Origin of the sequence: Streptomyces sp. NPDC096310 (assembly GCF_044763125.1) — a bacterium.
In the GTDB taxonomy this organism is placed as follows: domain Bacteria; phylum Actinomycetota; class Actinomycetes; order Streptomycetales; family Streptomycetaceae; genus Streptomyces.
Genome location: NZ_JBIWFO010000019.1, coordinates 70,525 through 93,344, shown reverse-complemented (window position 1 = coordinate 93,344; position 22,820 = coordinate 70,525). Strand labels below are relative to the sequence as shown.

22 protein-coding genes and 3 pseudogenes are annotated in these 22,820 nt (G+C 69.0%); 8 read left to right on the top strand and 17 right to left on the bottom strand.

The window, feature by feature from the left end; all coding sequences use genetic code 11:
• Positions 1 to 35: 35 nt before the first annotated feature.
• From ACIQ7D_RS28250 to ACIQ7D_RS28240, 3 genes are all read left to right on the top strand, one after another.
• Entirely contained in the window at positions 36 to 311 is a 276-nt protein-coding gene (locus tag ACIQ7D_RS28250; protein ID WP_403942137.1) for an SCO4848 family membrane protein, read from the top strand.
• The gene (locus ACIQ7D_RS28245; RefSeq protein ID WP_403942134.1) at positions 311 to 1,756 is read left to right on the top strand and encodes a metallophosphoesterase; all 1,446 of its coding nucleotides are present in this window, start codon (positions 311 to 313) and stop codon (positions 1,754 to 1,756) included. The genes ACIQ7D_RS28250 and ACIQ7D_RS28245 overlap by 1 nt, the downstream gene beginning before the upstream one ends.
• 193 nt (positions 1,757 to 1,949) lie before the next feature.
• Positions 1,950 to 3,506 carry an ABC transporter substrate-binding protein gene (locus ACIQ7D_RS28240; RefSeq protein WP_403942132.1) on the top strand — a complete coding sequence of 519 codons (1,557 nt, stop codon included), beginning with the start codon at positions 1,950 to 1,952 and terminating at the stop codon, positions 3,504 to 3,506.
• A gap of 61 nt (positions 3,507 to 3,567) precedes the next feature.
• On the opposite strand, the gene ACIQ7D_RS28235 is transcribed toward ACIQ7D_RS28240, so the two are convergent.
• The 5 genes and pseudogenes from ACIQ7D_RS28235 to ACIQ7D_RS28215 all read right to left on the bottom strand — a co-directional run bounded on the left by ACIQ7D_RS28235 (position 3,568) and on the right by ACIQ7D_RS28215 (position 6,374).
• Positions 3,568 to 4,326 (bottom strand): TetR/AcrR family transcriptional regulator, encoded by a 759-nt coding sequence (locus ACIQ7D_RS28235; protein WP_403942129.1) that lies wholly within the window; start codon positions 4,324 to 4,326, stop codon positions 3,568 to 3,570.
• A gap of 89 nt (positions 4,327 to 4,415) precedes the next feature.
• Positions 4,416 to 4,595 (bottom strand): annotated as a pseudogene (locus tag ACIQ7D_RS28230) (TetR/AcrR family transcriptional regulator); the annotation flags it as partial.
• 142 nt (positions 4,596 to 4,737) lie between these two features.
• Entirely contained in the window at positions 4,738 to 5,211 is a 474-nt protein-coding gene (locus ACIQ7D_RS28225; protein WP_403942127.1) for a thiol-disulfide oxidoreductase DCC family protein, read from the bottom strand.
• A gap of 6 nt (positions 5,212 to 5,217) precedes the next feature.
• A complete protein-coding gene (locus ACIQ7D_RS28220; RefSeq protein WP_403942126.1) occupies positions 5,218 to 5,628 on the bottom strand; it encodes a hypothetical protein in 411 nt (136 codons plus the stop codon).
• Between the two features lie 98 nt (positions 5,629 to 5,726).
• Positions 5,727 to 6,374, bottom strand: a complete 648-nt coding sequence (locus ACIQ7D_RS28215; RefSeq protein WP_403942124.1) for a TetR/AcrR family transcriptional regulator — start codon at positions 6,372 to 6,374, stop codon at positions 5,727 to 5,729.
• A gap of 127 nt (positions 6,375 to 6,501) precedes the next feature.
• Here ACIQ7D_RS28215 and ACIQ7D_RS28210 point away from each other — a divergent pair, with 127 nt between their 5' ends.
• On the top strand, positions 6,502 to 7,323 hold the full coding sequence (locus ACIQ7D_RS28210) for an SDR family NAD(P)-dependent oxidoreductase (protein ID WP_403942121.1): 822 nt from the start codon (positions 6,502 to 6,504) through the stop codon (positions 7,321 to 7,323).
• 6 nt (positions 7,324 to 7,329) lie between these two features.
• Here ACIQ7D_RS28210 and ACIQ7D_RS28205 read toward each other — a convergent pair whose 3' ends face one another.
• Positions 7,330 to 7,545, bottom strand: a complete 216-nt coding sequence (locus tag ACIQ7D_RS28205; RefSeq protein ID WP_403942119.1) for a DUF397 domain-containing protein — start codon at positions 7,543 to 7,545, stop codon at positions 7,330 to 7,332.
• Positions 7,542 to 8,366: a Scr1 family TA system antitoxin-like transcriptional regulator gene (locus tag ACIQ7D_RS28200; RefSeq protein ID WP_403942118.1), complete on the bottom strand. Its 825-nt coding sequence runs from the start codon at positions 8,364 to 8,366 to the stop codon at positions 7,542 to 7,544. The genes ACIQ7D_RS28205 and ACIQ7D_RS28200 overlap by 4 nt, the downstream gene beginning before the upstream one ends.
• A gap of 292 nt (positions 8,367 to 8,658) precedes the next feature.
• Between ACIQ7D_RS28200 and ACIQ7D_RS28195 the strand changes: the two genes are divergently transcribed.
• The gene (locus ACIQ7D_RS28195) at positions 8,659 to 8,889 is read left to right on the top strand and encodes a hypothetical protein (protein ID WP_403942115.1); all 231 of its coding nucleotides are present in this window, start codon (positions 8,659 to 8,661) and stop codon (positions 8,887 to 8,889) included.
• A 460-nt stretch (positions 8,890 to 9,349) separates the two neighbouring features.
• On the opposite strand, the gene ACIQ7D_RS28190 is transcribed toward ACIQ7D_RS28195, so the two are convergent.
• From ACIQ7D_RS28190 to ACIQ7D_RS28165, 6 genes are all read right to left on the bottom strand, one after another.
• Positions 9,350 to 9,931 (bottom strand): hypothetical protein, encoded by a 582-nt coding sequence (locus tag ACIQ7D_RS28190; RefSeq protein WP_403942113.1) that lies wholly within the window; start codon positions 9,929 to 9,931, stop codon positions 9,350 to 9,352.
• A 132-nt stretch (positions 9,932 to 10,063) separates the two neighbouring features.
• Positions 10,064 to 10,852, bottom strand: coding sequence for a succinate dehydrogenase iron-sulfur subunit (locus tag ACIQ7D_RS28185; RefSeq protein ID WP_403942111.1), 789 nt, complete (start codon positions 10,850 to 10,852; stop codon positions 10,064 to 10,066).
• Positions 10,852 to 12,606: a succinate dehydrogenase flavoprotein subunit gene (gene sdhA / locus ACIQ7D_RS28180; RefSeq protein ID WP_403942109.1), complete on the bottom strand. Its 1,755-nt coding sequence runs from the start codon at positions 12,604 to 12,606 to the stop codon at positions 10,852 to 10,854. Before sdhA ends, ACIQ7D_RS28185 begins: the two co-directional genes overlap by 1 nt.
• Before the next feature lie 20 nt (positions 12,607 to 12,626).
• Complete coding sequence (locus tag ACIQ7D_RS28175; RefSeq protein ID WP_403942107.1) at positions 12,627 to 13,121, bottom strand: succinate dehydrogenase hydrophobic membrane anchor subunit; 495 nt, start codon at positions 13,119 to 13,121, stop codon at positions 12,627 to 12,629.
• 8 nt (positions 13,122 to 13,129) lie between these two features.
• A complete protein-coding gene (gene sdhC, locus ACIQ7D_RS28170; protein WP_403942105.1) occupies positions 13,130 to 13,510 on the bottom strand; it encodes a succinate dehydrogenase, cytochrome b556 subunit in 381 nt (126 codons plus the stop codon).
• A gap of 169 nt (positions 13,511 to 13,679) precedes the next feature.
• Positions 13,680 to 14,447 carry a 2-oxo-4-hydroxy-4-carboxy-5-ureidoimidazoline decarboxylase gene (locus tag ACIQ7D_RS28165; RefSeq protein WP_403942103.1) on the bottom strand — a complete coding sequence of 256 codons (768 nt, stop codon included), beginning with the start codon at positions 14,445 to 14,447 and terminating at the stop codon, positions 13,680 to 13,682.
• A gap of 307 nt (positions 14,448 to 14,754) precedes the next feature.
• Between ACIQ7D_RS28165 and ACIQ7D_RS28160 the strand changes: the two genes are divergently transcribed.
• From ACIQ7D_RS28160 to ACIQ7D_RS28150, 3 genes and pseudogenes are all read left to right on the top strand, one after another.
• Positions 14,755 to 16,353 (top strand): glycoside hydrolase family 20 protein, encoded by a 1,599-nt coding sequence (locus ACIQ7D_RS28160; RefSeq protein WP_403942101.1) that lies wholly within the window; start codon positions 14,755 to 14,757, stop codon positions 16,351 to 16,353.
• A 233-nt stretch (positions 16,354 to 16,586) separates the two neighbouring features.
• Positions 16,587 to 17,249 (top strand): hypothetical protein, encoded by a 663-nt coding sequence (locus ACIQ7D_RS28155; RefSeq protein ID WP_403942098.1) that lies wholly within the window; start codon positions 16,587 to 16,589, stop codon positions 17,247 to 17,249.
• A gap of 168 nt (positions 17,250 to 17,417) precedes the next feature.
• Positions 17,418 to 17,534 (top strand): annotated as a pseudogene (locus ACIQ7D_RS28150) (site-specific integrase); the annotation flags it as partial.
• Between the two features lie 115 nt (positions 17,535 to 17,649).
• Here the strand turns inward: ACIQ7D_RS28150 and ACIQ7D_RS28145 are convergent.
• The 4 genes and pseudogenes from ACIQ7D_RS28145 to ACIQ7D_RS28130 form a co-directional block, all read right to left on the bottom strand.
• Positions 17,650 to 17,730: pseudogene (locus ACIQ7D_RS28145) on the bottom strand (hypothetical protein); the annotation flags it as partial.
• Between the two features lie 320 nt (positions 17,731 to 18,050).
• On the bottom strand, positions 18,051 to 18,413 hold the full coding sequence (locus tag ACIQ7D_RS28140) for a hypothetical protein (protein WP_403942096.1): 363 nt from the start codon (positions 18,411 to 18,413) through the stop codon (positions 18,051 to 18,053).
• A gap of 145 nt (positions 18,414 to 18,558) precedes the next feature.
• The gene (locus ACIQ7D_RS28135) at positions 18,559 to 19,230 is read right to left on the bottom strand and encodes a hypothetical protein (protein ID WP_403942094.1); all 672 of its coding nucleotides are present in this window, start codon (positions 19,228 to 19,230) and stop codon (positions 18,559 to 18,561) included.
• A 50-nt stretch (positions 19,231 to 19,280) separates the two neighbouring features.
• The gene (locus ACIQ7D_RS28130; protein WP_403942091.1) at positions 19,281 to 22,508 is read right to left on the bottom strand and encodes an FG-GAP-like repeat-containing protein; all 3,228 of its coding nucleotides are present in this window, start codon (positions 22,506 to 22,508) and stop codon (positions 19,281 to 19,283) included.
• Positions 22,509 to 22,820: the final 312 nt, after the last annotated feature.

Below are 22,820 nucleotides of genomic sequence, written 5' to 3'. Positions count from 1 at the left end.
GCCGCCGTCCGGAGGGCGACGGCGATACTGAATCCATGAAGCTCAGCCGCCCCGTGTCCTGGTTCCTGCTCGTTTTCGGGGTCTGGAGCTGGTTCATCTGGATCACTTTCGTGAAAAATCTCTGGCAGGACGGCAGCGGACTCGCCTTCGACGACGCCGGTGACCCCACGGGATATTTCTGGGTGCACCTGACGCTCGCCGTCGTGTCCTTTCTTCTGGGGACGGCGATCGGCGTGATCGGGTTCCGTGGCGTCCGCGCACTCCGGCGCGAACAGCCCGAACAACAGGCTCAGGGGGAGCGTTCTTCGTGATGGTCGTGGTCGTTCTGGCAGTGCTCGCGGTCGTCGCGGTGCTGGTCTCGGCACACTGGTACGTGTGGCGGCGCCTGGTGCGCGACACGACATCGGCGCCCGGGGCCGCCCGCAGGCTGGGAACGGTTGCGATCATTGTGCTGCCTGTCCTCTCCGTCGGCGCCCTGAGTTCGAGCCGTTCGGGAGCGCCCTTCCGGCTCCAGCAGATCCTGGCCTGGCCGGGGTTCATGTGGCTGGCGACGCTGCTGTACCTGGTGCTGGCGCTGGTGGTGGCCGAGGCCGTACGCCCGCTGCTGCGGCGCTTCCTGGCGCGCCGGGACGCGGCGGGAACGGCGGGAACGGCGGGAAAGACAACGGAGCCGATTACTCCGACGGGGCCACGGGACGTGGCCGCCATGGACGCGGGCGCCCCGGAAGCGGGCGCCACCGCGACGGCGGAGACGAGGACGACGGCGCGGGCGGACGCGAAGACCCGGGCGGACGCGAAGACCCGGGCGGACGCGACGACCCGGGCGCCGGCGGGCACGGCGACGAAGACCGACACCGAACCGGACACCGAGGCCCCCGCCCCCGCTCCCTCCGGCACCTCCTCCACCACCCCCACCCCCACTCCGTCCGGCCCCTCCCGCCGGCTGTTCGTCTCCCGTGCCGTCGGCGGCGCCGCCGCCACCGCCGCGCTCGCCACCGTCGGGTACGGCACCTACGGCGTCCTGCGCGGCCCCTCCGTCAAGCGCGTCACCGTCCCGCTGGCCAAGCTGCCGCGCGCCGCCCACGGCTTCCGTATCGCCGTCGTCAGCGATATCCACCTCGGCCCGATCCTCGGCAGCGCCCACACCCGGCGCATCGTCCGTACGATCAACTCCACCCGGCCCGACCTGATCGCCGTCGTCGGTGACCTGGTCGACGGCACCGTCCAGAACCTGGGCTCCGCCGCCGAACCCCTCGCCGGTCTGGAGGCGCCGCACGGCTCCTTCTTCGTGACCGGGAACCACGAGTACTTCTCGGGCGCCGCCGAATGGGTCGACCACGTACGCGAACTGGGGCTGCGGCCCCTGGAGAACGAGCGCGTCGAGATCGCCGGATTCGATCTCGCCGGGGTCAACGACATCGCGGGTGAGAGCGAGGGCGAGGGCCCCGACTTCGTGAAGGCGCTCGGGGACCGCGACCAGGCCAGGGCCTCCGTACTCCTCGCGCACCAGCCCGTCGTCATCCACGACGCCGTACGCCACGGCGTCGACCTCCAGCTCTCCGGCCACACCCACGGCGGCCAGCTCTGGCCCGGCAACCTCCTCGCGGGCTTCGCCAACCCCACCGTCGCCGGGCTGGAGCGGTACCAGGACACCCAGCTCTACGTGTCGCGCGGCGCGGGCGCCTGGGGGCCTCCCGTACGGGTCGGGGCGCCCTCCGACATCACCGTCGTGGAGCTGGCCTCACGCCAGGCGTGACCCCTCGCGGGGGCCCCTGCGGGGTCCCCGCGAGGACCCGGCGGGCCCCTCCTCCGCTCCCTGCTCGCGAGTGTTCCCGGCTTGACGTGACCGTTGCCCGGGAGAGTGCCGTTTTCTCTTCCACAGGTGGAGACCTTTGTGGTTGGGTGAGCGCCATCACGGTCAGGGGTGGGCGTGATAGAGGGGCACAGCGATGCGTTCGGTCCGTGCGCGGATACTCGTCACATGTCTGGTACTGGTGGTCGCGGGGGTGGGCGGCTGGCAGCTCCTGCCGTCCAACCGGGCGGAGGAGAAACCGATCACCGTCGGCACGACGGACGTCGTCTCGTCGCTCGATCCGGCGGGGGCGTACGACGCGGGCTCCTGGGCGCTGTTCAGCAACATCTACCAGTCGCTGCTCACGTTCACACCCGCCTCGGCCACTCCCGTACCGGACGCGGCCCGCTCCTGCGGCTTCGTCGGTACGGAACTCACCACCTACCGCTGCGAGTTGCGGGACGACATCCGCTTCCCCAGCGGCGCGACGCTGACCGCGGAGGACGTCAAGTACTCCTTCGACCGCGTCCTGGCCATCAAGGCGGACGCCGGGCCCGCGCCCCTCTTCGCCACGCTCAAGTCCGTGGTGGCGGACGGGCTGACGGTCACCTTCCAGCTCCGCTCGGGGGATGCGACGTTCCCGCTCAAGGTGGCCACCGGGGCCGGTGCGATCGTCGACCGCACCCAGTACCCGGCGGACGCGCTGCTCGCCGGTGACAAGGTCGGCGGCTCGGGCCCGTACCTCCTCGACCAGTACCTGCCGGGCTCCTCCGCCCACCTGGAGCCCAACCCCGACTACCGGGGCGCGATCGACGCGACCGGCGGCCCGGTCGACATCGAGTACTTCAAGACCTCCGACGCGCTCGCCGACGCCTGGCGGGCCCGTACGGTCGAGGTCACCCACCGCCAGCTCCCGCCCTCGGTGATCGCCGGGCTGGACGGCGGCACGGACGGCGTACGGGTCACCGAGACGGACAGCGCCGCCATCCGCAACCTCGTCCTCAACACGCGGGCCGGATCGCCGATGGCCGACCCGGCGGTGCGCCGGGCGATCGCCACCGTCGTCGACCGGCCCCGGATCGTCTCCGGTGTCTACGACTCGACGGTCGAACCGCTCTACTCGTTGATCCCCCAGGGCATCACCTCCCACGGCACCCCGTTCTTCGACGCCTACCCGGAGCCGGACACCGTGCGTGCCCGCGCGCTCCTGGAGGACGACGCGAACGTCCGGGTACCGGTGAGTTTCACGCTCGGATACGCGCAGGGCGGCGCGGCGGCGCCGGAGGCGGCCGAGCTGCGCCGCCAGCTCGAAGCGACCGGGCTCTTCAAGGTGAAGGTCGTCGAGAAGGAGTGGACGGAGTTCCAGAAGGGCTACTCCAAGGGCGAGTTCGATGCGTACACCATCGGGTGGGTACCGGACTTCCCCGACCCCGACAACTTCATCCAGCCGCTGATCGGACGCGGCTCGATCCTGCACAACGGCTACACGGACGACCGGGTCGACGAACTGATCCGCTCGACGCAGCGGTACGCCGAACGCGGGCGCGCCGCACAGGACTTCAAGTCGTTGCAGCGCACGGTGGCCGAGGACGTGCCGATCGTGCCGCTCTGGCAGAAGAAGGACTACGTCCTGAGCGGCGAGGACGTGACGGGCTCGGAGTACCTGTCGGACGGTACGGGCATCTGGCGGCTGTGGCGGCTGGGCCGGCTCTGACCGTCCGCCCGCCATCAGCCGGTCGCCGCCCGCCATCAGCCGCCCCCGTGCGTCGTCCGCCTCAGCTCTTCTTCCCTCTCCTGCCGCCGCCGTTCTCCTGCCGGGCGGCGGCCACCTGGGCCATGCCCGGCAGGAAGTCCGTGAACAGTTCGTGGACCTCGCGTACGAGGGGCCGGAGCACCCGGAAGCGGGAGAGCGCGGCGCTGCGCGCGACCAGCCGTGCGCCGCGCAGGGCGAGACGGTGGGTGCGTTCGCTGCCCTCCGAGCGGTCGTAGACCCAGTACAGGACCAGGCCCATCTGAGCCAGCCACATCAACTCCGGCAGGGAGGGCGCCAGTTCGGCGTCGACCTTGGTGGTGGAGCCGGCCAGCACCTCCCTGTGTACGGAGATGGCGGCCTCCCGGGTGGGCTCCGACTCAGGTGAGAAGGGGCTCAGCGGGCTGTCCGGGTCGGCGGCGTTCTTGAAGAACTGGGCGGCGAACTCGTGGTACGGCTCCGCGATTTCCAGCCACGCGGTCAGCACCCCGGCGAGGCGTGCCTCCAGCCCGGTCTCCCGGTCGAGCACGGGCCGGACCGCCACACGGTGCTCGGTGGCGATCCGGTCGTAGAAGCCCTGGACGAGGTGTTCCTTGGAGGAGAAGTAGTAGTACGCGTTCCCCACGGAGACCTCGGCCTCCTGGGCGATGGCCCGCATGGTCGTTCTGTCGTAACCGCGTTCCCGGAAGAGCCGCAGCGCGGTCTCCAGGATGAGCGTGCGGGTCTGCTCGCTCTTGGGGGTGGCGGGGGCCTTGGCGTCCTTCTGATCCTTCTCGTCCTTCACGCTGCCCGAGCCTAGAGGAACGCCATGTTCTCAGTAGTCACGGGCGATCGGAGATCGTTCGTTCTGGCAGGATCCGGACGGGAGAGGGCCTACGCTCCCGTTCGCAGGCCGGCCATGACGAGGTCCAGGAGCCGGGTGACCTGCGGCTGCCACGCGCCGCGCGGATCGATCACCCAGAGGCCGGCGATGAGCAGGGTGAAGTCCTCGCCGGTCACTCCCGGGCGGATGGTGCCGGCCTTCTCGCCGGCCCGCAGCAGGGCCTTGAGTGCCGGATGCCTGGCCACCGTCGTGGCCGTCGGCGGCAGCACGCGCCCTGCTGTGCGGGCTCACCCACGACGCCAAGTTCGACGTGCCCCCGCTGGAGCCTCAGGCCGCCGCCACGGCCGTGAGCACTTCGACGGGCCGAGGCTTTCAGCGGGACGGCGGGGCGGGCCTGGCGCACGCCCCGTCGGCGCAGCTTCCGCCGTCGTCCGTACGGCCCGCCGCCGTCAGCTCCCGGTACTTCGACGCGGCGAGCACGCTCACCCTGGCGAAGGGGGCCCCGGCCGGGGTGGCGAGCCAGTGGGCCCTGGGCCGGTGTTCGGTGAGCGCCCAGAGGCAGACGATCCAGGCGGCCGTCCCCCGGTAGATCTGGCCGCTGTCCCCGATCACGGTGATCTCCTTGAGCGTGGCGCCGTGATCGAGGCCGGGGAACCGCCGCCGGGCCTCCTGCGAGCCCGCGGGCACCGGGTCGAGCGGTACGAGCTGGGGCTGACGCATCAGCCAGTGCCGCAGATGGACACAGAGCCCGCACTGGGCGTCGTAGAGGAAGGTCAGCCGCCGTACGGGCAGCCGGGGCGCGGTACTCGGGCGGGGCCCGGTGTCCGGGCGGGGTGTGCCGGCCATCGCCGTTCAGCTCCCGGCGACGGCGGTGCCCGTCCAGCCCTGCGGCGGCACGGGGGGCGTCTGCTCGCGCTCCAGGATTCCGCGCCGCCGGATCCTGTTGAGCACGTACACATTGCCGAGGTGCATCACCCCGAGCACGAGCAGGACGACACCGACCTTCACCGAAAGGGCCTCGAAGAGCCCCCGCGCGTTCTCGACGGTGTCGGCGGCCTTCAGGTACAGCGCGACGAAGCCGAGGTTGACCAGGTAGAAGCCGACGACCAGCAGGTGGTTGACGGCATCGGCGAGCTTGTCGTCCCCCTGTAGTACGTCGGAGAGAAAGACCCGCCCATTCCGGCTGAGTGTCCGGGCCACCCATACGGTCAGCGCGACGCTGATCAGCAGGTAGACCGCATACGCGACAACAGTGAGGTCCATGCCCCACCCTCCTTTTGAACCTGTTCAAAAGCTGACGTCATGACTCTAGACCTCCTTTTGAACATGTTCAAGACGGGTTGGGGGCGGTGTCCCGGGTCTCAACTCTCTTCGCCGGGCGCGGCATTGCCGGCCAGCCAATCGGCGCCGATCACGGTGCGCGTCACCGTGTCGACCAGGGTGTCGATCTGCTGGGGCGTGGGATCCCCGAGGCGGCCGTCGAGCAGCAGAAGGCTGAGCCCGTGGACGAGGGCCCAGACGCCGAGCTTGAGGGGTTCGCGGTGCTCGGGAGGCGCGAAGGCGGCGATGCGCGCGGTCACGGCGGCCTGCGCCGCGTCGGAGGCGGCGCTCACATCGGCATGGCTGACACATGGATGCCCGAACATCAGGTGGAAGAGGCCGGGATGGTCGAGGGCGTAGCGCACGGTGGTCCGCGCCAGAGGCGCCAGGGCGCTCGCCAGGTCCGCCGGGCGGGAGGCCGCCGGGTCGTCCGGTGCGTCCGGGTCGTCGGCGGCGGCCTCGAAGCGTGCCTTGAGTTCGGTGAAGCCATGGGTGGCCAATGCCGCGAGCAGCGCCTCCTTGTCCCGGTAATGGCGGTACGGGGCGTTGGCGGAGACGCCGGCGTGCCGGGCCACGGCGCGCAGGGACAGGGCGTCCGCGCCGTCGGTGTCCAGCAGATGCAGGGCGGACCGCAGCACGGCGGCGCGCAGATCGCCGTGGTGGTAGCTCTGCCGATCAGATGTTGACACTGCGCACTTCCTTGGGTGATTGTTGACGCTGTACACATTGTGCCCGCCCCGGCCGCGTACCACGACGCCGCGGAGCCCGTCGCGTTGCCCACCACCCCCCTACCTCCCCTGGAAAGGCCCCTCGCCCATGCACAGTTATCGAGGCACCACCGCACTGGTCACCGGAGCTTCCAAAGGGCTCGGGAGGGCCTACGCGCAGGAGTTGGCCCGGCGCGGCGCGCATCTGATCCTCGTGGCCCGCTCGGCCCCGGCCCTTGAACGGCTCGCCGCCGAGATCCACGCGGAACACCAGGTCGAGACCCGGGTGATCGGGGCGGACCTCTCGGATCCGGCAGCCCCCACGGCCCTCGCCGAGGAACTGCATCGGCAGGGGGTAGCCGTCGATCTGCTCGTGAACAACGCGGGGCTGGGCTCCGTCGGCCCCTTCTTCGCCCGCCCCCTGGCGCAGCACGTGCAGTCGATCGACGTCAACATCACCGGACTGATGCTGATGACCCGCCTCATCGGGGCGGGCATGCTCGAACGCGGCTCGGGCGGGATCATCAACATCGCCTCGACGGCGGCGTTCCAGCCCATGCCCTACCAGGCGAGCTACGCCGCGACGAAGGCGTTCGTCCTCTCCTTCAGCGAGGCCCTCTCGGCGGAACTCCGGGACACGGGAGTACGCGTCATGGTCGCCCACCCCGGCGCGACCGACACCGGCTTCTTCGACCACACCACCGCTGTCATGGACGCCAAGAGAGCCGACAGCCCGACGTCGGTCGCCGCGAAGACACTGGCCGACTTCGCCCGCGGAAAGACGGCCTCGTACCCCGGCCGCCCCCTCTTCCGCGCCACCACCTGGGCGCCCCGCTTCCTGCCCCGCAGCACGGTGACGCGCGTGACCGCGGGGTTCAATCGCCACATGGGCTTCCACGAGGCCCAGGACGTCAGGACCTCGGCGAACTGACGCCGGTCAGGGGGTGTTGAACTGGCCTTGGCGTACGGCGTGGACGAAGGTGCCGAATGCGGCGTCGGGGAAGGTGAGGTGGGGGGCTTCGGGTGTCTTGGAGTCGCGGACGGGGATGGTGCGGGGGATGCCGTCCGCGACCTGGACGCACTCGCCGCCGTTGTTCTGACTGTAGGTGGAACTCCGCCAGCTCTCTTCCGGGACGCGATCGAAGCTGATCATGAGTAGTCCTTCGAGATGGAGTCGATCAATTCGGCCGACTCATTGGGTGACGCGGCCATGGCCCTGAGTAGATCATAGGCAGTATCAGCCGTGGTCACGTCGTCAGTATCCGCCAGGAGGTAGCCGCGTGGGAATCCGTCTACATGGACCACATCGGTGCCTTCGGTGAACGACAACAGCCCGAAAGGACTGGCCCAGCCATGGTGGTTACCCTTGTCCGGGATGACTTGCACGACGTGCGGTGGTGTCTGGGCAAGGTGCATGAGGTGAGCGAGTTGGCCTCGCATCACTGCCTCGCTGCCGACGGTGTTACGAAGAACCGCCTCGTTTAGGATGAGCCACAACCGGGTCGGCTGCTCTCGTTCCAGGACGCGCTGACGCTCGACGCGCGCGGTGACCAGAGCTTCAAGATTGGTCGGGCGCCCAGTGCGCAACACCGCCCGCGCGTAATCCTCCGTCTGTGCGATGCCAGGCACCAACTGTGGGTGGAACATACGCAGTGCGGTAGCGGTCCACTCCAGTTCCACGTAGGTGCGGAACCACGGCGGAAAGGCCCACCGCAACGCAAGCGGCCAGAGCCTGACGAAGCGTCCGTTGGAGTGCGGGAACATCCGGTCGCACGCCTCGGCGAAGTTCAGTGGCGGTACGCGTTTCCCGGATTCGATCTTTGCCACGAGTGAGTAACCGCAGCACGCCTCCTTCCCGAGCGCTTCGCGTGTGATCCCCAGGCGCTCGCGCTCAAGCCGTACCTCGGCGCCGAAGTGGGCGAGAGGAGAGACGGCCGGGTCGGCCGTCTCTTCGGTTTCGTTTTCGACAGTCACGTGAACCCCCCGAATGTCCGCTGGACAGCCATCAGCGTCCAGCCTGCCTGTCTGTTGGACCCGCTCGCGCACGCCGAAGCTTGAGTACAGAAAGCGAGCAGCTGATAACGGAAGGTACATCCCCTATGTGCGAGCAGGCCACCGATACGAGGACGGACGACTCGGACGAGTTGGCCGCGCTGATCGAGAGCGGAGGGTTCTGGCGCCTCGTACCCGGCTGGGTGCCTCGGCGATTCGCCCCGCCCACGCGGGAGTTGCTGGGGCGTTTGGCGTGCGGCCTGCGGAGGTCGGAATGACGAGCAGCGAGGCGCGGCAGCGCCTGTCCATGCTGATCGCGACCTTCGGAGTCGACGGCACGCTCGTCGTGCGCAAGGGCGAGCCCGGGGCGGAGGGCGCCGACCTGGCGCCGGGGTCGGCGCTGAAGTGGCCGCCGTGCGAGTGCGGCAGCCCGAAGTGCCCGGACTACGAACCGCCGCCTGCGGCTGCGCCGCTGAAAGCGGATGAGGGGGAAGGGCAACCCTGAGGGGCTGCATGGGGCGGGCCCGGCGGCCGGTGGTGGGTTGTTGGTGGGGCTCATGCCCCGCTGGTCACTGTTCGTGGGTGGAGGGGCCGGGTGACTTCGGGCCGGGTGTGACGTGTGGGGCAGGTGTGGTGCCTAGAGGGGGTGCATGGACCGAAAGTCCCGGATAGGGGAGCTTTCGGTCCGCACGAGTGGAACAACGGGCACCCAACCCCCTGCCAGGTAGGTCAAAGTGGGGCATAGTGCATGCTTTTCGGGTGGGGAAGCGCTGATCGGGACTCCCGGCACCCACCCCACCCGGCAGGCCACCGCCCGAACCCGCACCCAACACCCGACAGTGACCAGCGGGGCATGAGCCCCAACCCCCATCCGGTCGGCGGACGCTTGACGAAGCGCGCCGCCGCCCCACTCCACTACCGCGCGCCCCCGGCCAACAGCCTGGCGCTTCAGCCGGGGCCCGGCCTCACATGTTGCTCAGTGACCGGGCGTAGTTGATCTGGCCCATGACCATCTGGAAGGACTCCGGGCCCATCGCCGGGATCATCGTCGAGTGGTGCCTGCCGCCGCTCGTGACCATGACCTGGACGAAGCCCGTCGTCCGCTTCTCCTTCATCAGGAGGAAGAAGAGCCCGACCAGGCAGAGCAGACCGAAGACGATCGCCAGCACAATGGCGTGCGTGGGGATCTTCTCCTCCGTGCGGGACATGTCCGTCGCGTTCCAGACCGCGCCCTTCAGCGGCATCGTGCCCGAAGGGGTGATGATCGAGTCGCCCGTGACCGTGATGTCGCCGATCGCCAGCAGCGGCGCGCCGCCGCCGGGGCCCGGGCCGCCCATGGGGGCCGGGGGATAGCCCTGGGCCGGCGGGGGGAAGCCGTATCCCGGGGGCGTGAACGACTGGCCGTCGGCGAGTGTCGGGGGCGGGAAGTCGTACTGCGGGGTCCCAGGCGTATACGGTCCGGGCTGGCCCGCCGGGGTTCCAGGGCCGGACTGCTGCGCCGGACCCCAGGTGTAGTCACCGTCCGCGTACGGATTTGGCTCGCTCATCTCATTCCCCGCTTCCCCGGGCCCGATGGGGCCTCCTCGGCTGCCTCGCACCGATCCTGACACACCGGAAGCCCGTTCCCGTACGGCATGCGTACGGGAACGGGCTTCGGGCCGGGCGACATCGCGACGGCGTCAGAAGCGGCGCGTGATCAGCGCACGCTTGACTTCCTGGATCGCCTTCGTGACCTCGATACCGCGCGGGCAGGCGTCCGTGCAGTTGAACGTGGTGCGGCAACGCCACACGCCGTCCTTGTCGTTCAGGATCTCCAGGCGCTGCTCGCCCGCCTCGTCACGCGAGTCGAAGATGAAGCGGTGCGCGTTGACGATCGCGGCCGGGCCGAAGTACTGCCCGTCGTTCCAGAACACCGGGCAGGACGACGTGCACGCGGCGCACAGGATGCACTTGGTGGTGTCGTCGAATCGCTCGCGGTCCTCGGCGGACTGCAGGCGCTCCCGCGTCGGCTCGTTACCGCTGGTGACCAGGAAGGGCATCACGTCGCGGTACGCCTGGAAGAACGGGTCCATGTCGACGATGAGGTCCTTGAGGACCGTCAGCCCCTTTATGGCCTCGATCGTGACCGGCTTGGAGACCGCGCCGGACTTGTCCGTCGAGATGATGTCCTTGATCAGCGTCTTGCACGCCAGCCGGTTGCGGCCGTTGATCCGCATCGCGTCGGAGCCGCAGATGCCGTGTGCGCAGGAGCGCCGGAACGTCAGGGTGCCGTCGACATCCCACTTGATCTTGTGGAGGGCGTCGAGGACGCGTTCCTTCGGATCGATGTCGATCTGGAAGTCCTGCCACTCGGCCTCCGCGGAGACCTCGGGGTTGAACCGGCGGATCCGGAACGTGACCGCGATGAGGTGCGAGGAGGTGGAGTCCGCCTCCAGCGCGCTGAGCTTGTCCAGGGTCGGGGTAGCCATCAGTACTTACGCTCCATCGGCTGGTAGCGGGTCTGGACGACCGGCTTGTAGTCGAGACGGATGGACTCGTTGCCGTCGTCGCCGACCTCGCGGTACGCCATGGTGTGGCGCATGAAGTTCACGTCGTCACGGTTGGGGAAGTCCTCGCGGTAGTGACCGCCGCGCGACTCCTTGCGGGCGAGCGCGGAGACGGCCATCACCTCGGCCAGGTCGAGCAGGTTGCCCAGCTCGATGGCCTCCAGCAGGTCCGTGTTGAACCGCTTGCCCTTGTCCTGGACGGAGACGTTCAGGTAGCGCTCGCGCAGCTCGCCGATCTTCTCGACGGCCGTCTTGATCGTCTGCTCGGTGCGGAACACCATCACGTTGGCGTCCATGCACTCCTGGAGCTCCAGGCGCAGCGTCGCCACCCGCTCCTTGCCCGTGGACGCGCGCAACCGCTCGACCTGGGCCTCGACCAGCGACGCCGGGTCCTCGGGCAGCTCGACGAAGTCGTTCTTCGCCGCGTACTCGGCCGCGGCGATGCCCGACCTGCGGCCGAAGACGTTGATGTCGAGCAGCGAATTGGTGCCGAGGCGGTTGGCGCCGTGCACCGACACACAGGCGACCTCGCCGGCCGCGTACAGCCCGGGGACGACCGTCGTGTTGTCGCGGAGGACCTCGCCCTGGACGTTGGTGGGGATGCCGCCCATGGCGTAGTGCGCGGTCGGCTGGATCGGGATCGGGTCCGTGTACGGCTCGATGCCCAGGTAGGTCCGCGCGAACTCCGTGATGTCGGGCAGCTTGGCGTCGAGCTGCTCCGGCGGCAGGTGCGTCAGGTCCAGGTAGACGTGGTCGCCCTCGGGGCCACAGCCGCGGCCCTCGCGGATCTCCGTGTAGATGGAGCGCGAGACGACGTCACGCGAGGCGAGGTCCTTCATGACGGGCGCGTACTTCTCCATGAAGCGCTCGCCGTCCTTGTTGCGGAGGATGCCGCCCTCACCGCGGGCGCCCTCCGTCAGCAGGATGCCCATGCGCCAGATGCCCGTCGGGTGGAACTGGAAGAACTCCATGTCCTCCAGCGGCAGCCCGCGGCGGTAGCACGCGGCCTGGCCGTCACCGGTCAGGGTGTGCGCGTTCGAGGTCACCTTGAAGAACTTGCCGGTGCCGCCGGACGCGTAGATGACCGACTTCGCCTGGAAGACATGGATCTCGCCGGTGGCCAGCTCGTACGCGACGACGCCCGCCGACTTCTTGACCCCGTCGACCTCGGTGAGGAGCTGGTCCAGGACGTAGAACTCGTTGAAGAACTCCACGCCCTCCTTGACGCAGTTCTGGTACAGGGTCTGGAGGATCATGTGGCCCGTACGGTCCGCGGCGTAGCAGGACCGGCGGACCGGCGCCTCGCCGTGGTTACGGGAGTGGCCGCCGAAGCGGCGCTGGTCGATGGTGCCGTCCGGGGTGCGGTTGAACGGCAGGCCCATCTTCTCCAGGTCGAGGACCGCGTCGATGGCCTCCTTCGCCAGGATCTCGGCGGCGTCCTGGTCGACCAGGTAGTCGCCGCCCTTGATCGTGTCGAAGGTGTGCCACTCCCAGTTGTCCTCCTCCACGTTGGCGAGCGCGGCGGCCATGCCGCCCTGCGCCGCGCCCGTGTGGGAGCGGGTCGGGTAGAGCTTCGTGAGCACCGCGGTGCGGCTGCGCTTGGTCGACTCGATGGCCGCGCGCATACCGGCGCCGCCGGCGCCGACGATGACGGTGTCGTACTTGTGGATCTTCATTGGTCTCGTCTGCCCCGGCTCTAGCGGATGTTCGGGTCGAAGGTGAAGATCACCAGCGAGCCCAGAAGGATGGTGAACACCGTGGCGGTGTACAGCAGGCCCTTGAGCCACAGGCGCGTGTTGGGGCGCTCCGCGTAGTCGTTGATGATCGTGCGGAGGCCGTTGGCGCCGTGCAGCATGGCGAGCCAGAGCATCAGCAGATCCCAGACCTGCCAGAACGGGGAGGCCCAGCGGCCGGCCACGAAGGCGAAGCCGATCTTGGACACACCGCCGTCCAGTACGAGCTGGATGAGCAGGTGGCCGATGACCAGGACGACGAGGACGACTCCGGAGAGGCGCATGAAGAGCCACGCGGCCATCTCGAAGTTGCCGCGGGTCGACTTCGGGGTCTTGCCGGTGCGCTTGCGCGGCGGCTCGATCAGCGGAGCCGGGTGATCCACGTCGTAGAGGCTCTCGCCCTCGACCGGACTGATCGCGGAAGTGGTGGTGGAAGCGGGCGTGGTGTCGGTGGACATCAGAACTCTCAGCTCCCGAAGACTTCGCGTACGGCGTGGCCGAGCACGGGGTAGAGGGCACCGACCATCAGGATGATCCAGATGCCCACGGCGGACCAGAGCATCTGCTTCTGGTAGCGGGGGCCCTTGGACCAGAAGTCCACGGCGATGACACGCAGGCCGTTGAGCGCGTGGAAGAGGATCGCGGCCACCAGGCCGTATTCGAGCAGCGCCACGAGCGGCGTCTTGTAGGTCGCCACGACATCGTCGTACGCCTCTGGCGAGACGCGGACGAGAGCGGTGTCCAGCACGTGTACGAACAGGAAGAAGAAGATGAGCACGCCGGTGACTCGATGAGCCACCCACGACCACATTCCTTCCCGGCCGCGGTACAGCGTTCCAGCCGGCACGGAAAAGCCCTCCGGGAGCGGGGATCGGGGCCGGCCGCCATCTTCTACTCAATCAAGCACAGTGGTGTCGGTCGCGCCCGGCCGGGTACGGTCCACCGGCCCCGGCAATGGTAGCGACGACTTGTCGGTTCCTTCGCGTGGGGTCCCATAGATGTGATCAAACAGGCAATCAAACAGCCACGGACGGGCTATCGCTCCACCCTGAACAGCCGGAACGGCCCGGAATCCCGCCGGATTCCGGGGTACGCGGGTCCGGCGGCCCCGGCTGCCGCCCGGCCGGACCCGCTCCCCCTGAGAGCAGCCGGACGATCCGGCCCCGGGCGAGTCGCCGCAGCTCGTCGGCGGAGACGGAGCGCTCCAGGTCCGGGTCGTGGGAGAGCCGGGTGCGGATACCGGCCAGTATGTGGTCCAGGTGCTCCTCGGGGCTCCGATCGTCCAGGCTGATCACGAACGGGTGCCCGAAGCTGCTCTCGTACGCGGAATGCGCGGCGTGCAGCGCCGTCCGTGCGGCGCGCGGCGCCGGGAGCGGCGGTACGGCGGAGGACTCGGCGGCCAGCGCCTCGGTCAGATCGGGCACCGGCAGGTCGTAACCGGCCTCGTCGGAGGCGGCGAGCAGCGAGTCGAGATCGGGGTACGGGCGGTGGGCGGCGACGCGCTCGGCCCAGCGGTGGCTGCCGCAGCAGGTGAGCAGCGCGGCTTCGGCGGCGGCCGGTGCGGCGGCGTTGAAGCGGGCGAGGCCGGTCGGACGGGGCAGGCCGGTCGGAACGGGCAGGCCGGTCGGACGGGGCAGGCCGTCCGAGTGGCCGGCGTCTGATGCGCGGGACAGCGAAGGCTCCTCGAACGCGGTGGGACGACAGCGGTCGGGCACATGTCCCACGGGCACATGCCCGGGGAGATGGCGTGATGTGAGCGGATGGTCGGCGGGGTGATACGACATGTGCGGACGACACGTGCGTACGGCCGGAGCGGCCCTGCACGACCCGTCCGTACGGTCTGCACACACGACCGGCACAAAGACAGACGTACTGGCACACGAAATGGTTGAGCCGGCAGGGGCGGATGCGTCGTAAACGTTATCGATGCCCTGAGCGAGACGTCCGACGGCTGCGCGCGATTCACCCGGATGGGAGAGTTTCGGCGCGCGGAATGGACGTCGCCGTGGGACCTTCGCCGTAATCGTGTCGCACGTATGCCGTACACGTGTCGCACGTATGCCGTACATCCGTACACAGGAGGTTTGAGTGATGTGGTCATCCCCGGGTACCCGGGCCGCCGGAGCGGCGGCCGTAGCCCTGGCCACCGCTGTCACCGTCGCGGGCTGCGACTCCGGGAGCGGAAACGCCGGCTCCTCGGACAACACCGCGGGCCGCTCCGCCACCAGCGCCGCGGCCACGCCCTCACCCACACGGTCCTATCCGCTCTCCAAGGCGCCGCAGTCCATACCCTCCGTACGGAAGCACGAGGCGGCCAGAGGTCCCGGCTGGAAACCCGCCCCGGACAGCGGGGTCGTCATAGCCAAGGGCAGTGAGGGACTGGCCGACGAGGGGAAGCTGCTCTCCCAGGAGCTGAAGATCTCCTACCGGGGCGCGGTCGCCGCCCGGGCCGGCGATGTCGAGCTGGCTCTCGCGAGCGGCAGCGGCGCCGCCGAGTCGTACACCCTCACCGCCCGTGACAACAAGGTCCGGATCACCGGGCCCGACCAGGCCGGGGTCTTCTACGGCACCCGCACGCTCAAGCAGGCGGTACGCGCCGACGGCACGATGCCGGAAGGGGTCGTACGGGACGCCCCCGCCCGCCCGCAGCGCGGGCTCAACCTCGACATCGCCCGCAAGTACTACACGCCGGGCTGGATCGAGGACCGGCTGCGGGAGATGGCCGACCTCAAGCTCAACCAGCTCGGCCTGCACTTCTCGGACGACCAGGGGTTCCGGATCGAGTCCACGACCCACCCCGAGATCGTCTCCCAGCAGCACCTCACCAAGGCCCAGGTCCGCCAGATCCTGGCGCTCGCCGACCGGCTGCACATCACCGTCGTCCCGGAGATCGACTCGCCCGGACACCTCGGCGCCGTGATGCGCCCGCACCCCTCCCTCCAGCTCCGCAACGTCAACGGGCAGCCGACCAAGGGCGCGATCGACATCTCCCAGCCGGCCGCGGCGAAGATCGTGGACGACCTCCAGAGCGAGTTCGCCCAGCTCTTCCCCGGTAAGTGGTGGAACCTCGGCGCGGACGAGTACCAGGCCCTGGTGGTCCGGAACCCCGAGGCCTCCTACCCGGAGCTGGCCCGGCTCGCGGTCCAGAAGTACGGCCCGAACGCGCGGATCCAGGACCTGACCACGGCCTGGACGAACGACCGGGGCAAGGCGCTCGGCCCGTACGGCAAGAAGCTCAAGGTCTGGAACGACGGCCTGTTCAAGGGCGGGGTCGTGAAGGCCGACCCGGACATGGAGGTCCAGTACTGGACGGGCAAGGAGATCGGGGCGCGCGAGCCGGTCGCGTACCTGAGTGAGGGACGCAAGGTCGTGAACTTCAACGACGAGTACCTCTACTACGTGCTCGGCGAGCCGAACGACTTCGTCTACCCGACCGGGAAGCGCATCTACGAGGACTGGACCCCGCTGGTCCTGCGGGGCACGAAGCCGGTGCCGGAGCGGTACTCGAAGCAGATCCAGGGCGGCGCGTTCGCGATCTGGGGCGACTTCCCGAACGCCCAGACCGAGACCCAGGTCGCCCAGGGCATCCGGATGCCGCTGGCCGCGGTGGCGCAGAAACTGTGGAACCCGGACAAGCCGACGCGGAGCTGGAGCGCGTTCACGGCGCTCGCGGGGAAGCTCGGCGTCTGAACCGCGCGACCTGCGTACAGGGCCGCCCGTGGGAGACAGGTGTTCCACGGGCGGCCCTGCGGAGGAGATCGAGGAGATCGGTCAGGCCCTCCAAGGGCGGGCCGTTGAAAGATGGTTGATGCATGGATGGGCGTTCCACGGCCTATGGGCGGTCTACGCGCGATCTCGGAGTGACATTTTCCGGGTGATCGACGCAGTACTGGTCAGTACTGCGTCCGCGACGGGAGACATTCATGAGTCTGGTGAAACTGATCGCGCAGGCGGACGAGCGAGGCCTGGCCGCGAGCGGTCTCGCCTGCCTCGACCGGTGCCTGCCACCGCTGGCCGAGGAGCCTGATGCGCTGCGCCCGCTGTGGGCGGGTGTCGCCGCCGGAGCGACGGGGTGGCCGGACCGGCTGGCGGAGGCCAGGGCCGCACTGGACGCGGCGATCGCGGCGGAGCCGGGCCCCGAGCCGGAAGCGGCGGCTTCGGAGGCAGGGGGCGGTTCCGGCGCGGGGGTCACCCTCGCGCTCGTACGGACCATGCTCGGCTCAGCGCCGCCCCGGTGGGAAGCCGGACCACTGCGGGTCTGGGCCGACACCTGCTCCGTCGTCGCGCTGGAGATCCACCAGAAGCTCGACGCGGTCGGCGAGAGCGGCAGCGCCGCCGCGGCCGCGTGGCTGGTGCGCTGCCGTGAGGACCCGGCGGCCGTGGCCGACGCGGTGGACGGAACGGAGGGCGGCGACGGAGTCGGCCCGCTGGTCGCCGGCGAACTGCGGCGCCAGATCCGGATCCTGGAGATCCTGACCGACCCGGCGGGCGACGCGGGCGCGATGCGCCGGGCGATGGACCTGTCGACCGAGGGCCAGCGGGTACTGCGCGCGGTGGTCTCGCGCCGGGCGAGGGCGCGGAACTGACGGCGGCGTACGACGACGGCGACGGAGGAAGGACCGGAGGGCGGGGCCCGCGCCATGGCGGCAGCGCTTTCCCGCTCGACAAGAACGAGGTCACGGCACGGCCTGCGCCGGCACACGGCATGTTGCGGTTGCGAGCGCCGAGGACGTATCCGGCGGCTCCCCCTCCCCCTCCGCGTCTACGGCACCACCCGCAGAGACGTCCCGGCCAAGCTCACCGAGAAGATCGCCGCCAGCAACCGCGGCGTCCCCGTCCCCTCCGCGCAGGGCAGTGTGGCCGCGTACCTGCACGTGCCTGGGCCGCGTGGGGGCGGTAGTGCCACTGACCACGAGGATCCGTGGTGCGGTTGCGGCGGATCTCCCGGCTGACCGTGGACGGGCTGCGGCCCGGCTCCGCGGCGATCGCACGGATCGTGGCCTTCTCCCGCAGCCGGTCAGCGATGTGAAGCCGTTCATCGTCGCGCAGATACCGGCCCGACGACATGGCGACGGGCGCCCGCCCTTGCTGGGCAGGCGCCCGAAACCTGGCCGGATCACTGCGGCCGTTACGCCACTCACGTCCGGTCCGCTCGTTGACGCCCACCAGTCGGGACGCCTCTTTGTTGCACAAGCCCTGTCGCACAAGCAGGAAGTATCGCTCCCGCTCCCGCCGCAACTTCATAGGCCCATGAGCCTTGCGGACCTTCCGGATCTCGAAGTCCATCGCATCCCCTGAACTGGGGTGTTGCGACAACCACTAGACCCAAGACCCCTGGCGGGGCTTCACATTTGCTCTTGTCACTCGGGGGGTGGACAACTGGCGAGTCACGCCAGGGAGTCCGCCTCCGCGTTATTCTCGGCGATCATCCCCTGAAAGAAATCGGAGAAGGTTTGGTACCTTTCGACTTCCCCGCCCGCAAGCCAGATGACAGGGGCCGATCGCTTCAAATCGCTCGCACACGGCATGACGAGGATGTCGATATCCGTCCGTGACGCCCCGATGGGAATCAAGCGAGTGAAGCCTTCTCCACGCTCGATCTCCACCTCATCTTCGATCACCCGCACCAATTCCTCAGATTCGGCGTAAGCGTCGGTATCGAAGTCCGCCGTGCCAAATAGATCAATATCTTGCAAAATGGCTGGCCAACCATCCGCATGCAGGAGGAAATCTGCGTACTCAGGGTCCATCGAACAGTGCGTCACCCTGGCGATCTCCGTGATCCGATCCGGTATGGCTGGAGGTCGACGTTGCTCGTGACGCCACAGCCCGTCTCGGTCACTCACCGCCAACCTGCGCTTAGCCGTTTCCATTTCTGCGAAGAGCCTCGACCAATCAGACACCGCCACCCCTATTGTCCACGAGTACGAAGCTTCTAGGGCTGCACCCTACAGGGCAGCGTTGCCCTTGGGCAGAAAGGCTGCTGTTCACCCGCTTCGTCATATCAATCCAGGTGGGGGGTACCCCATGGCCCAGCCACATCGCGTCAGGCGCATGCCCAGCCACTCCGGAGTACGGGGTTCCAGCTGCCACCGCACGGCGCCGCTCGGCCGCCGCCTCACGTGCCGCCTCCCTCCTGATTGCACCAGCAGTGGAAACGCGGCCCGTAGGTGACATCTGGCCCCGGGCAATCGCATCATTGGCCGCATCTACATAGTCCGCAAACTGCTGCGCCTCTGCATCTGTAGCCCAGTCAGGGATCCTGACCTCGGCCGCACCGTTGACATTGCAGTTGTGAACGAGGATCGGGGTAGCCCCTGCCAGCACGTAGTACGTGTGCAAGTCACCGACGGTGAGGTTGTAGACCGCCTCGTCCGGTACGGTCCGGTGTTCGACCGTCGTGATCTGGACGAGTGTGCCCGCGCCGGTGCGCAGCCACTGGCCTGGTCGGAGGTCGGTTGCTCCGATATCGGCCGGGTTCTGGTTGCCCCCTGGATGGAGGGGGCAACCAGAACCCGGCCGTCGTGCGTTCGCGCTCGGCGGCCGAGCGGGTGCGGGGCAGCGCACCGGACGTTGCCCCTTCGGACCGATCAGCGATCAGCGCGGGTCCAAGCGGGTCAGCCGAGGGCTCTCACCGAGCTCCAGTCCTCGGCCAGGGCGACCTTGACCGGGGCGTTCGTGTTGGTCTTCGAGGGGTGGTAGATCCGCATCTTTCCGTCGACGCCGGAGCGGGCCCAGATCTCGGGGATGCCGTCGCCGTTGATGTCGGGGACACCGAGGGCCGTCGAGATGTTGGCCTCCGTCCAGCTCGTTCCGTAGGAGACGTCCCCGTTGAGGGAGTTCGAGGCCAGCTTGAGCGATTCGAGGTCGGCGCCGCCCGCCTTGCCGGGCTTGCCGTGGCGGACGTACATGTTGCCGTTGTCCAGGTTGCGCCACAGCAGGTCGGGGACGCTGTCGCCGTTGATGTCGGCGACGTTGACGATGTCGCGGCGGGCCCATGCGTCGACGTTCATCAGCGTCGCCGTCCGGAAGGTGGCGCCGGTGTAGCCGGACAGGATCCAGAAAGCGGGGCCGGCCCGCAGGACGAGATCGGGGAGTTTGTCGCCGTCGATGTCGCCCAGAGCCTTGATCTGGGTCCAGGTGGAGGGGGCCGGGGCGTTGGAGGGGAGCAGGATTCTGATCCGTTTGCCGACGTCGAAGCTGCCGTAGCCGTCGCCGGGGTAGAGCCAGAGGGCGCCGTCCGGGGTGACGGCGAAGAGGTCGGTGATGCCGTCGCCGGGGTAGGCGTCCCCGTAATGGCTGATCAGCGCGGCCTTGCCGGTGGTGGGGTTGTACCAGTGGTTCTCCGGGTGCAGTTGCTTGCCGGACGTACCCGAGGTGCCTGAGGTGTACGAGGCGTCCAGGCAGCCGTTCAGTTCGCCGTCCGGGAACCCGACGCAGGTGAACAGGTTTCCGGCGCTGTCCACCTTGAGGAGGTCGGGGATCCCGTCGCCGCCGGTGTCACCGGGGCTGTCGCCCTTGTCGCCGGGCTGGACGTAGAAGATGTGGTTGGTGACGGCGCTCTTGTTCCCGTTGGAGTCGAAGGCGTACACCCGGAGCGAGTTGGGGCCCGAGTGGGAGGGCTTCAGGGCGGGGACGGTGGCGGTGCCGTTGGTTGCGGTCACATCGGTCCAGCCCAGGCCGTCGATGCCGTACTGGAACTTCGCCGTGCCCGGGGAGGTGAACGTGACGGCCCCGGAACCGGGGAACTTGACGGTCGCCCAGGTCAGGCCGTCGTCGGTGGCCTCAAGGAAGACGTCGCTCTCGACGGTCGGCGGCGGCGGGGCCGAGCCGTCGACCGTGACGGTGCACCGGTTGCCGCTGGTGGGGTAGTACGCGGAGACCAGGCCGCCGGAGTCCTCCGCCCGTACGTCCCAGTGGTAGACGCCCTTGTCCACCAGAGTGGTCGACGGGACGGTCAGTGTGCCCTTGCCGCTGGAGAGACTGGTGACGAGGGTGCCGGCCGGAGTGCTGGCGCCCGACTTCCAGAACCGGAAGCGCAGCCCCTTGAGGTTGCCGTCCGGGTCGGTGGACTTCGCCGACAGGACCAGGTTGGTCTTGCCGATCGTCGTGCCGGCCGTGGTGGCCTTGCAGGCACCGCCCGGGGTGGAGGTGACACTGCTGGGCACGGCCGGCTTGCGGTTGTAGACCACGGTCAGCTCGGCCGAGGTGGCCCGGAACTTCCGCCAGGTCTGGGTGTCGCTCTCGCTGGTGGCCTGCATCCCGAAGGTGATGGTGGACCAGCCGCTGTCCGCGCCCTTCTGCGCGCCCGACTTCACGTCGAACGACTCGTAGGCGTCGGGGCAGTCACTGGACGACCAGCCGTGCGCGAACGACTGCTTCAGGACCGTGCCCGCCCAGCCCGGCTTCTTGTTCCATGTCGTACCCGAGGAGATCGCACCGGTCAGCCCGAACTGGAACTCCCGTTTGGTGCAGGACCAGGAGTGGTTGTTGAGCACCTTGAACTTGGCCGAGGTGACCGTCGCGCCCTTCAGTGTGGTGCTGTACCTCATCCGCCAGTAGGAGCGGGCGGTGCCGCCGGTGTCGTCCTCGTGGCCCACTCGTGCGTCGGACGTGCCCGAACTGAAGTTGGTGCCGTTCCAGAAGCTGGTGTTCGGGTGCGGCTTGTAGGCCACGGTCCAGGCCACCCAGCCCGCGTTGAGGGTCGGGTCGACGAACACCGGGAATTGGGCCTCAGGATCGTTGAGCAGGCCGGTCTCGCCGACCTTCACGTCGATCCGCGCCGTCCCCGTACCGTCCCCGGCCAGCTCCATCGGGGCCGGAGCCTGCCGGGCCCCCGGCTCGATTCCGGTCAGTCCGGACAGCTTCAGTACGTCTTCCGTAGTGGCGACCGAGGTACGCGGCTCGTCGGTGCCCGGATCCGTGTCCGGGTCGGTCCCCGGGCCGGTGCCTTCCGTCGCTCCCTCGTCCGTTCCCCCGTCCGTCCCCTCGGGCGCCTCCGGATCCCGGCCGCTGGAATCCCAGGCGAACGGCGTCGGCACGGACCCGATCTCCTTGCCGTCCGGGTCCAGCACCAGGATCCGGCTTGCCGTCGTGTCGTACCGGAAGACGGCCGTCGACGACCTCAGCCCGTACGACATCTTCGTCAGCGCCGGGTTCCGGGCGGCCTCACGGTCCTTGACGATGAGCAACTGCGCGAAGCCGCCCTCCTCCCGCGCGACCAGGAGCAGATCGACGCCCGGCAGCGCCTCCGAGTAGAGGGCGCGCGGACCGTCGAGCACCGGCTCGGGCAGCTCGCCCTGCCAGGTGTACGAGATGACGTGGCCATGGACGACCGTCTCCGCCAACACCGTTTCACCGGAGGACGTCTGATCGGCCGTCAACAGCGCTCTGGTGTACGACCGGTTCGCGCGCGTCTTCCCGGCGGCGGCCGTGCCGTCGGCGAACCGCAGCGGTACGGCCGGGTTGGCCGGGCGGACACCGAGGCCGTCGGGGTCGCCGGCGGTGCGGCGCAGGCGGTTGTCGATCGGCGCCCACCGCCCCTCGGCGTTCTTCGCCCGCCGGGGCAGCGCGGCCATCTGCGTGCGCAGTTGACCGTCCGGCTGGACCCAGGTCAGGTCGGTGGCGGTGGTCGCCGTGTCGACGATCACCGCCTTGCCGGTGCGTCGGGCCTCGGCCGCGGCGGCGGTCTGGTCGCGAGGAGCGGTCGCCGCCTTGCGTACGTCGATCGGTGTGCGGGCCTCGGGTGGTGACGGGTCGTCGGACTGCCACCACGGCAGCAGGGCAGCGGTCAGTGCGGCCAGAACCAGGCCGAGAGTGAGGGTCAGCCGGGTGCGTGTGCGCACGAAGGGGCTGAGAAAGCGGGGCGGCGCGGACACCACGGTCTACTCCCGTGTGAACCAGGCGGATGAGGACATGGGCGCGGACACGATCACACGGTTTTCACAGTGCGTCCACGTATGAAAAGTTTATGAATCCGTGACGGAGGTTTGGTGAGCGCTTGGTCACCTATCGTGAGTGTCGGATTTAGATGATCTTGGCCGGTGGGTGTGTGGCGGTAAGCAGGGTTGTTGATGGATCTGGTGTGCGAAGTCGTTCAAACGGTGATTTGACAGCGGTTTTCGTGTGAGGCACCTCACAGGGTGTTGTCCCGTGGT

Bases quoted from the DNA above. Each gene is read 5' to 3' on its own strand.
- ACIQ7D_RS28250 (WP_403942137.1), top strand. From the start codon at position 36: ATGAAGCTCAGCCGCCCCGTGTCCTGGTTCCTGCTCGTTTTCGGGGTC.
- ACIQ7D_RS28245 (WP_403942134.1), top strand. From the start codon at position 311: ATGGTCGTGGTCGTTCTGGCAGTGCTCGCGGTCGTCGCGGTGCTGGTC.
- ACIQ7D_RS28240 (WP_403942132.1), top strand. From the start codon at position 1,950: ATGCGTTCGGTCCGTGCGCGGATACTCGTCACATGTCTGGTACTGGTG.
- ACIQ7D_RS28225 (WP_403942127.1), bottom strand. From the start codon at position 5,211: ATGGCCGGCACACCCCGCCCGGACACCGGGCCCCGCCCGAGTACCGCG.
- ACIQ7D_RS28220 (WP_403942126.1), bottom strand. From the start codon at position 5,628: ATGGACCTCACTGTTGTCGCGTATGCGGTCTACCTGCTGATCAGCGTC.
- ACIQ7D_RS28210 (WP_403942121.1), top strand. From the start codon at position 6,502: ATGCACAGTTATCGAGGCACCACCGCACTGGTCACCGGAGCTTCCAAA.
- ACIQ7D_RS28205 (WP_403942119.1), bottom strand. From the start codon at position 7,545: ATGATCAGCTTCGATCGCGTCCCGGAAGAGAGCTGGCGGAGTTCCACC.
- ACIQ7D_RS28195 (WP_403942115.1), top strand. From the start codon at position 8,659: ATGACGAGCAGCGAGGCGCGGCAGCGCCTGTCCATGCTGATCGCGACC.
- ACIQ7D_RS28190 (WP_403942113.1), bottom strand. From the start codon at position 9,931: ATGAGCGAGCCAAATCCGTACGCGGACGGTGACTACACCTGGGGTCCG.
- ACIQ7D_RS28185 (WP_403942111.1), bottom strand. From the start codon at position 10,852: ATGGCTACCCCGACCCTGGACAAGCTCAGCGCGCTGGAGGCGGACTCC.
- sdhA (WP_403942109.1), bottom strand. From the start codon at position 12,606: ATGAAGATCCACAAGTACGACACCGTCATCGTCGGCGCCGGCGGCGCC.
- ACIQ7D_RS28175 (WP_403942107.1), bottom strand. From the start codon at position 13,121: ATGTCCACCGACACCACGCCCGCTTCCACCACCACTTCCGCGATCAGT.
- ACIQ7D_RS28165 (WP_403942103.1), bottom strand. From the start codon at position 14,447: ATGTCGTATCACCCCGCCGACCATCCGCTCACATCACGCCATCTCCCC.
- ACIQ7D_RS28160 (WP_403942101.1), top strand. From the start codon at position 14,755: ATGTGGTCATCCCCGGGTACCCGGGCCGCCGGAGCGGCGGCCGTAGCC.
- ACIQ7D_RS28155 (WP_403942098.1), top strand. From the start codon at position 16,587: ATGAGTCTGGTGAAACTGATCGCGCAGGCGGACGAGCGAGGCCTGGCC.
- ACIQ7D_RS28140 (WP_403942096.1), bottom strand. From the start codon at position 18,413: ATGGACCCTGAGTACGCAGATTTCCTCCTGCATGCGGATGGTTGGCCA.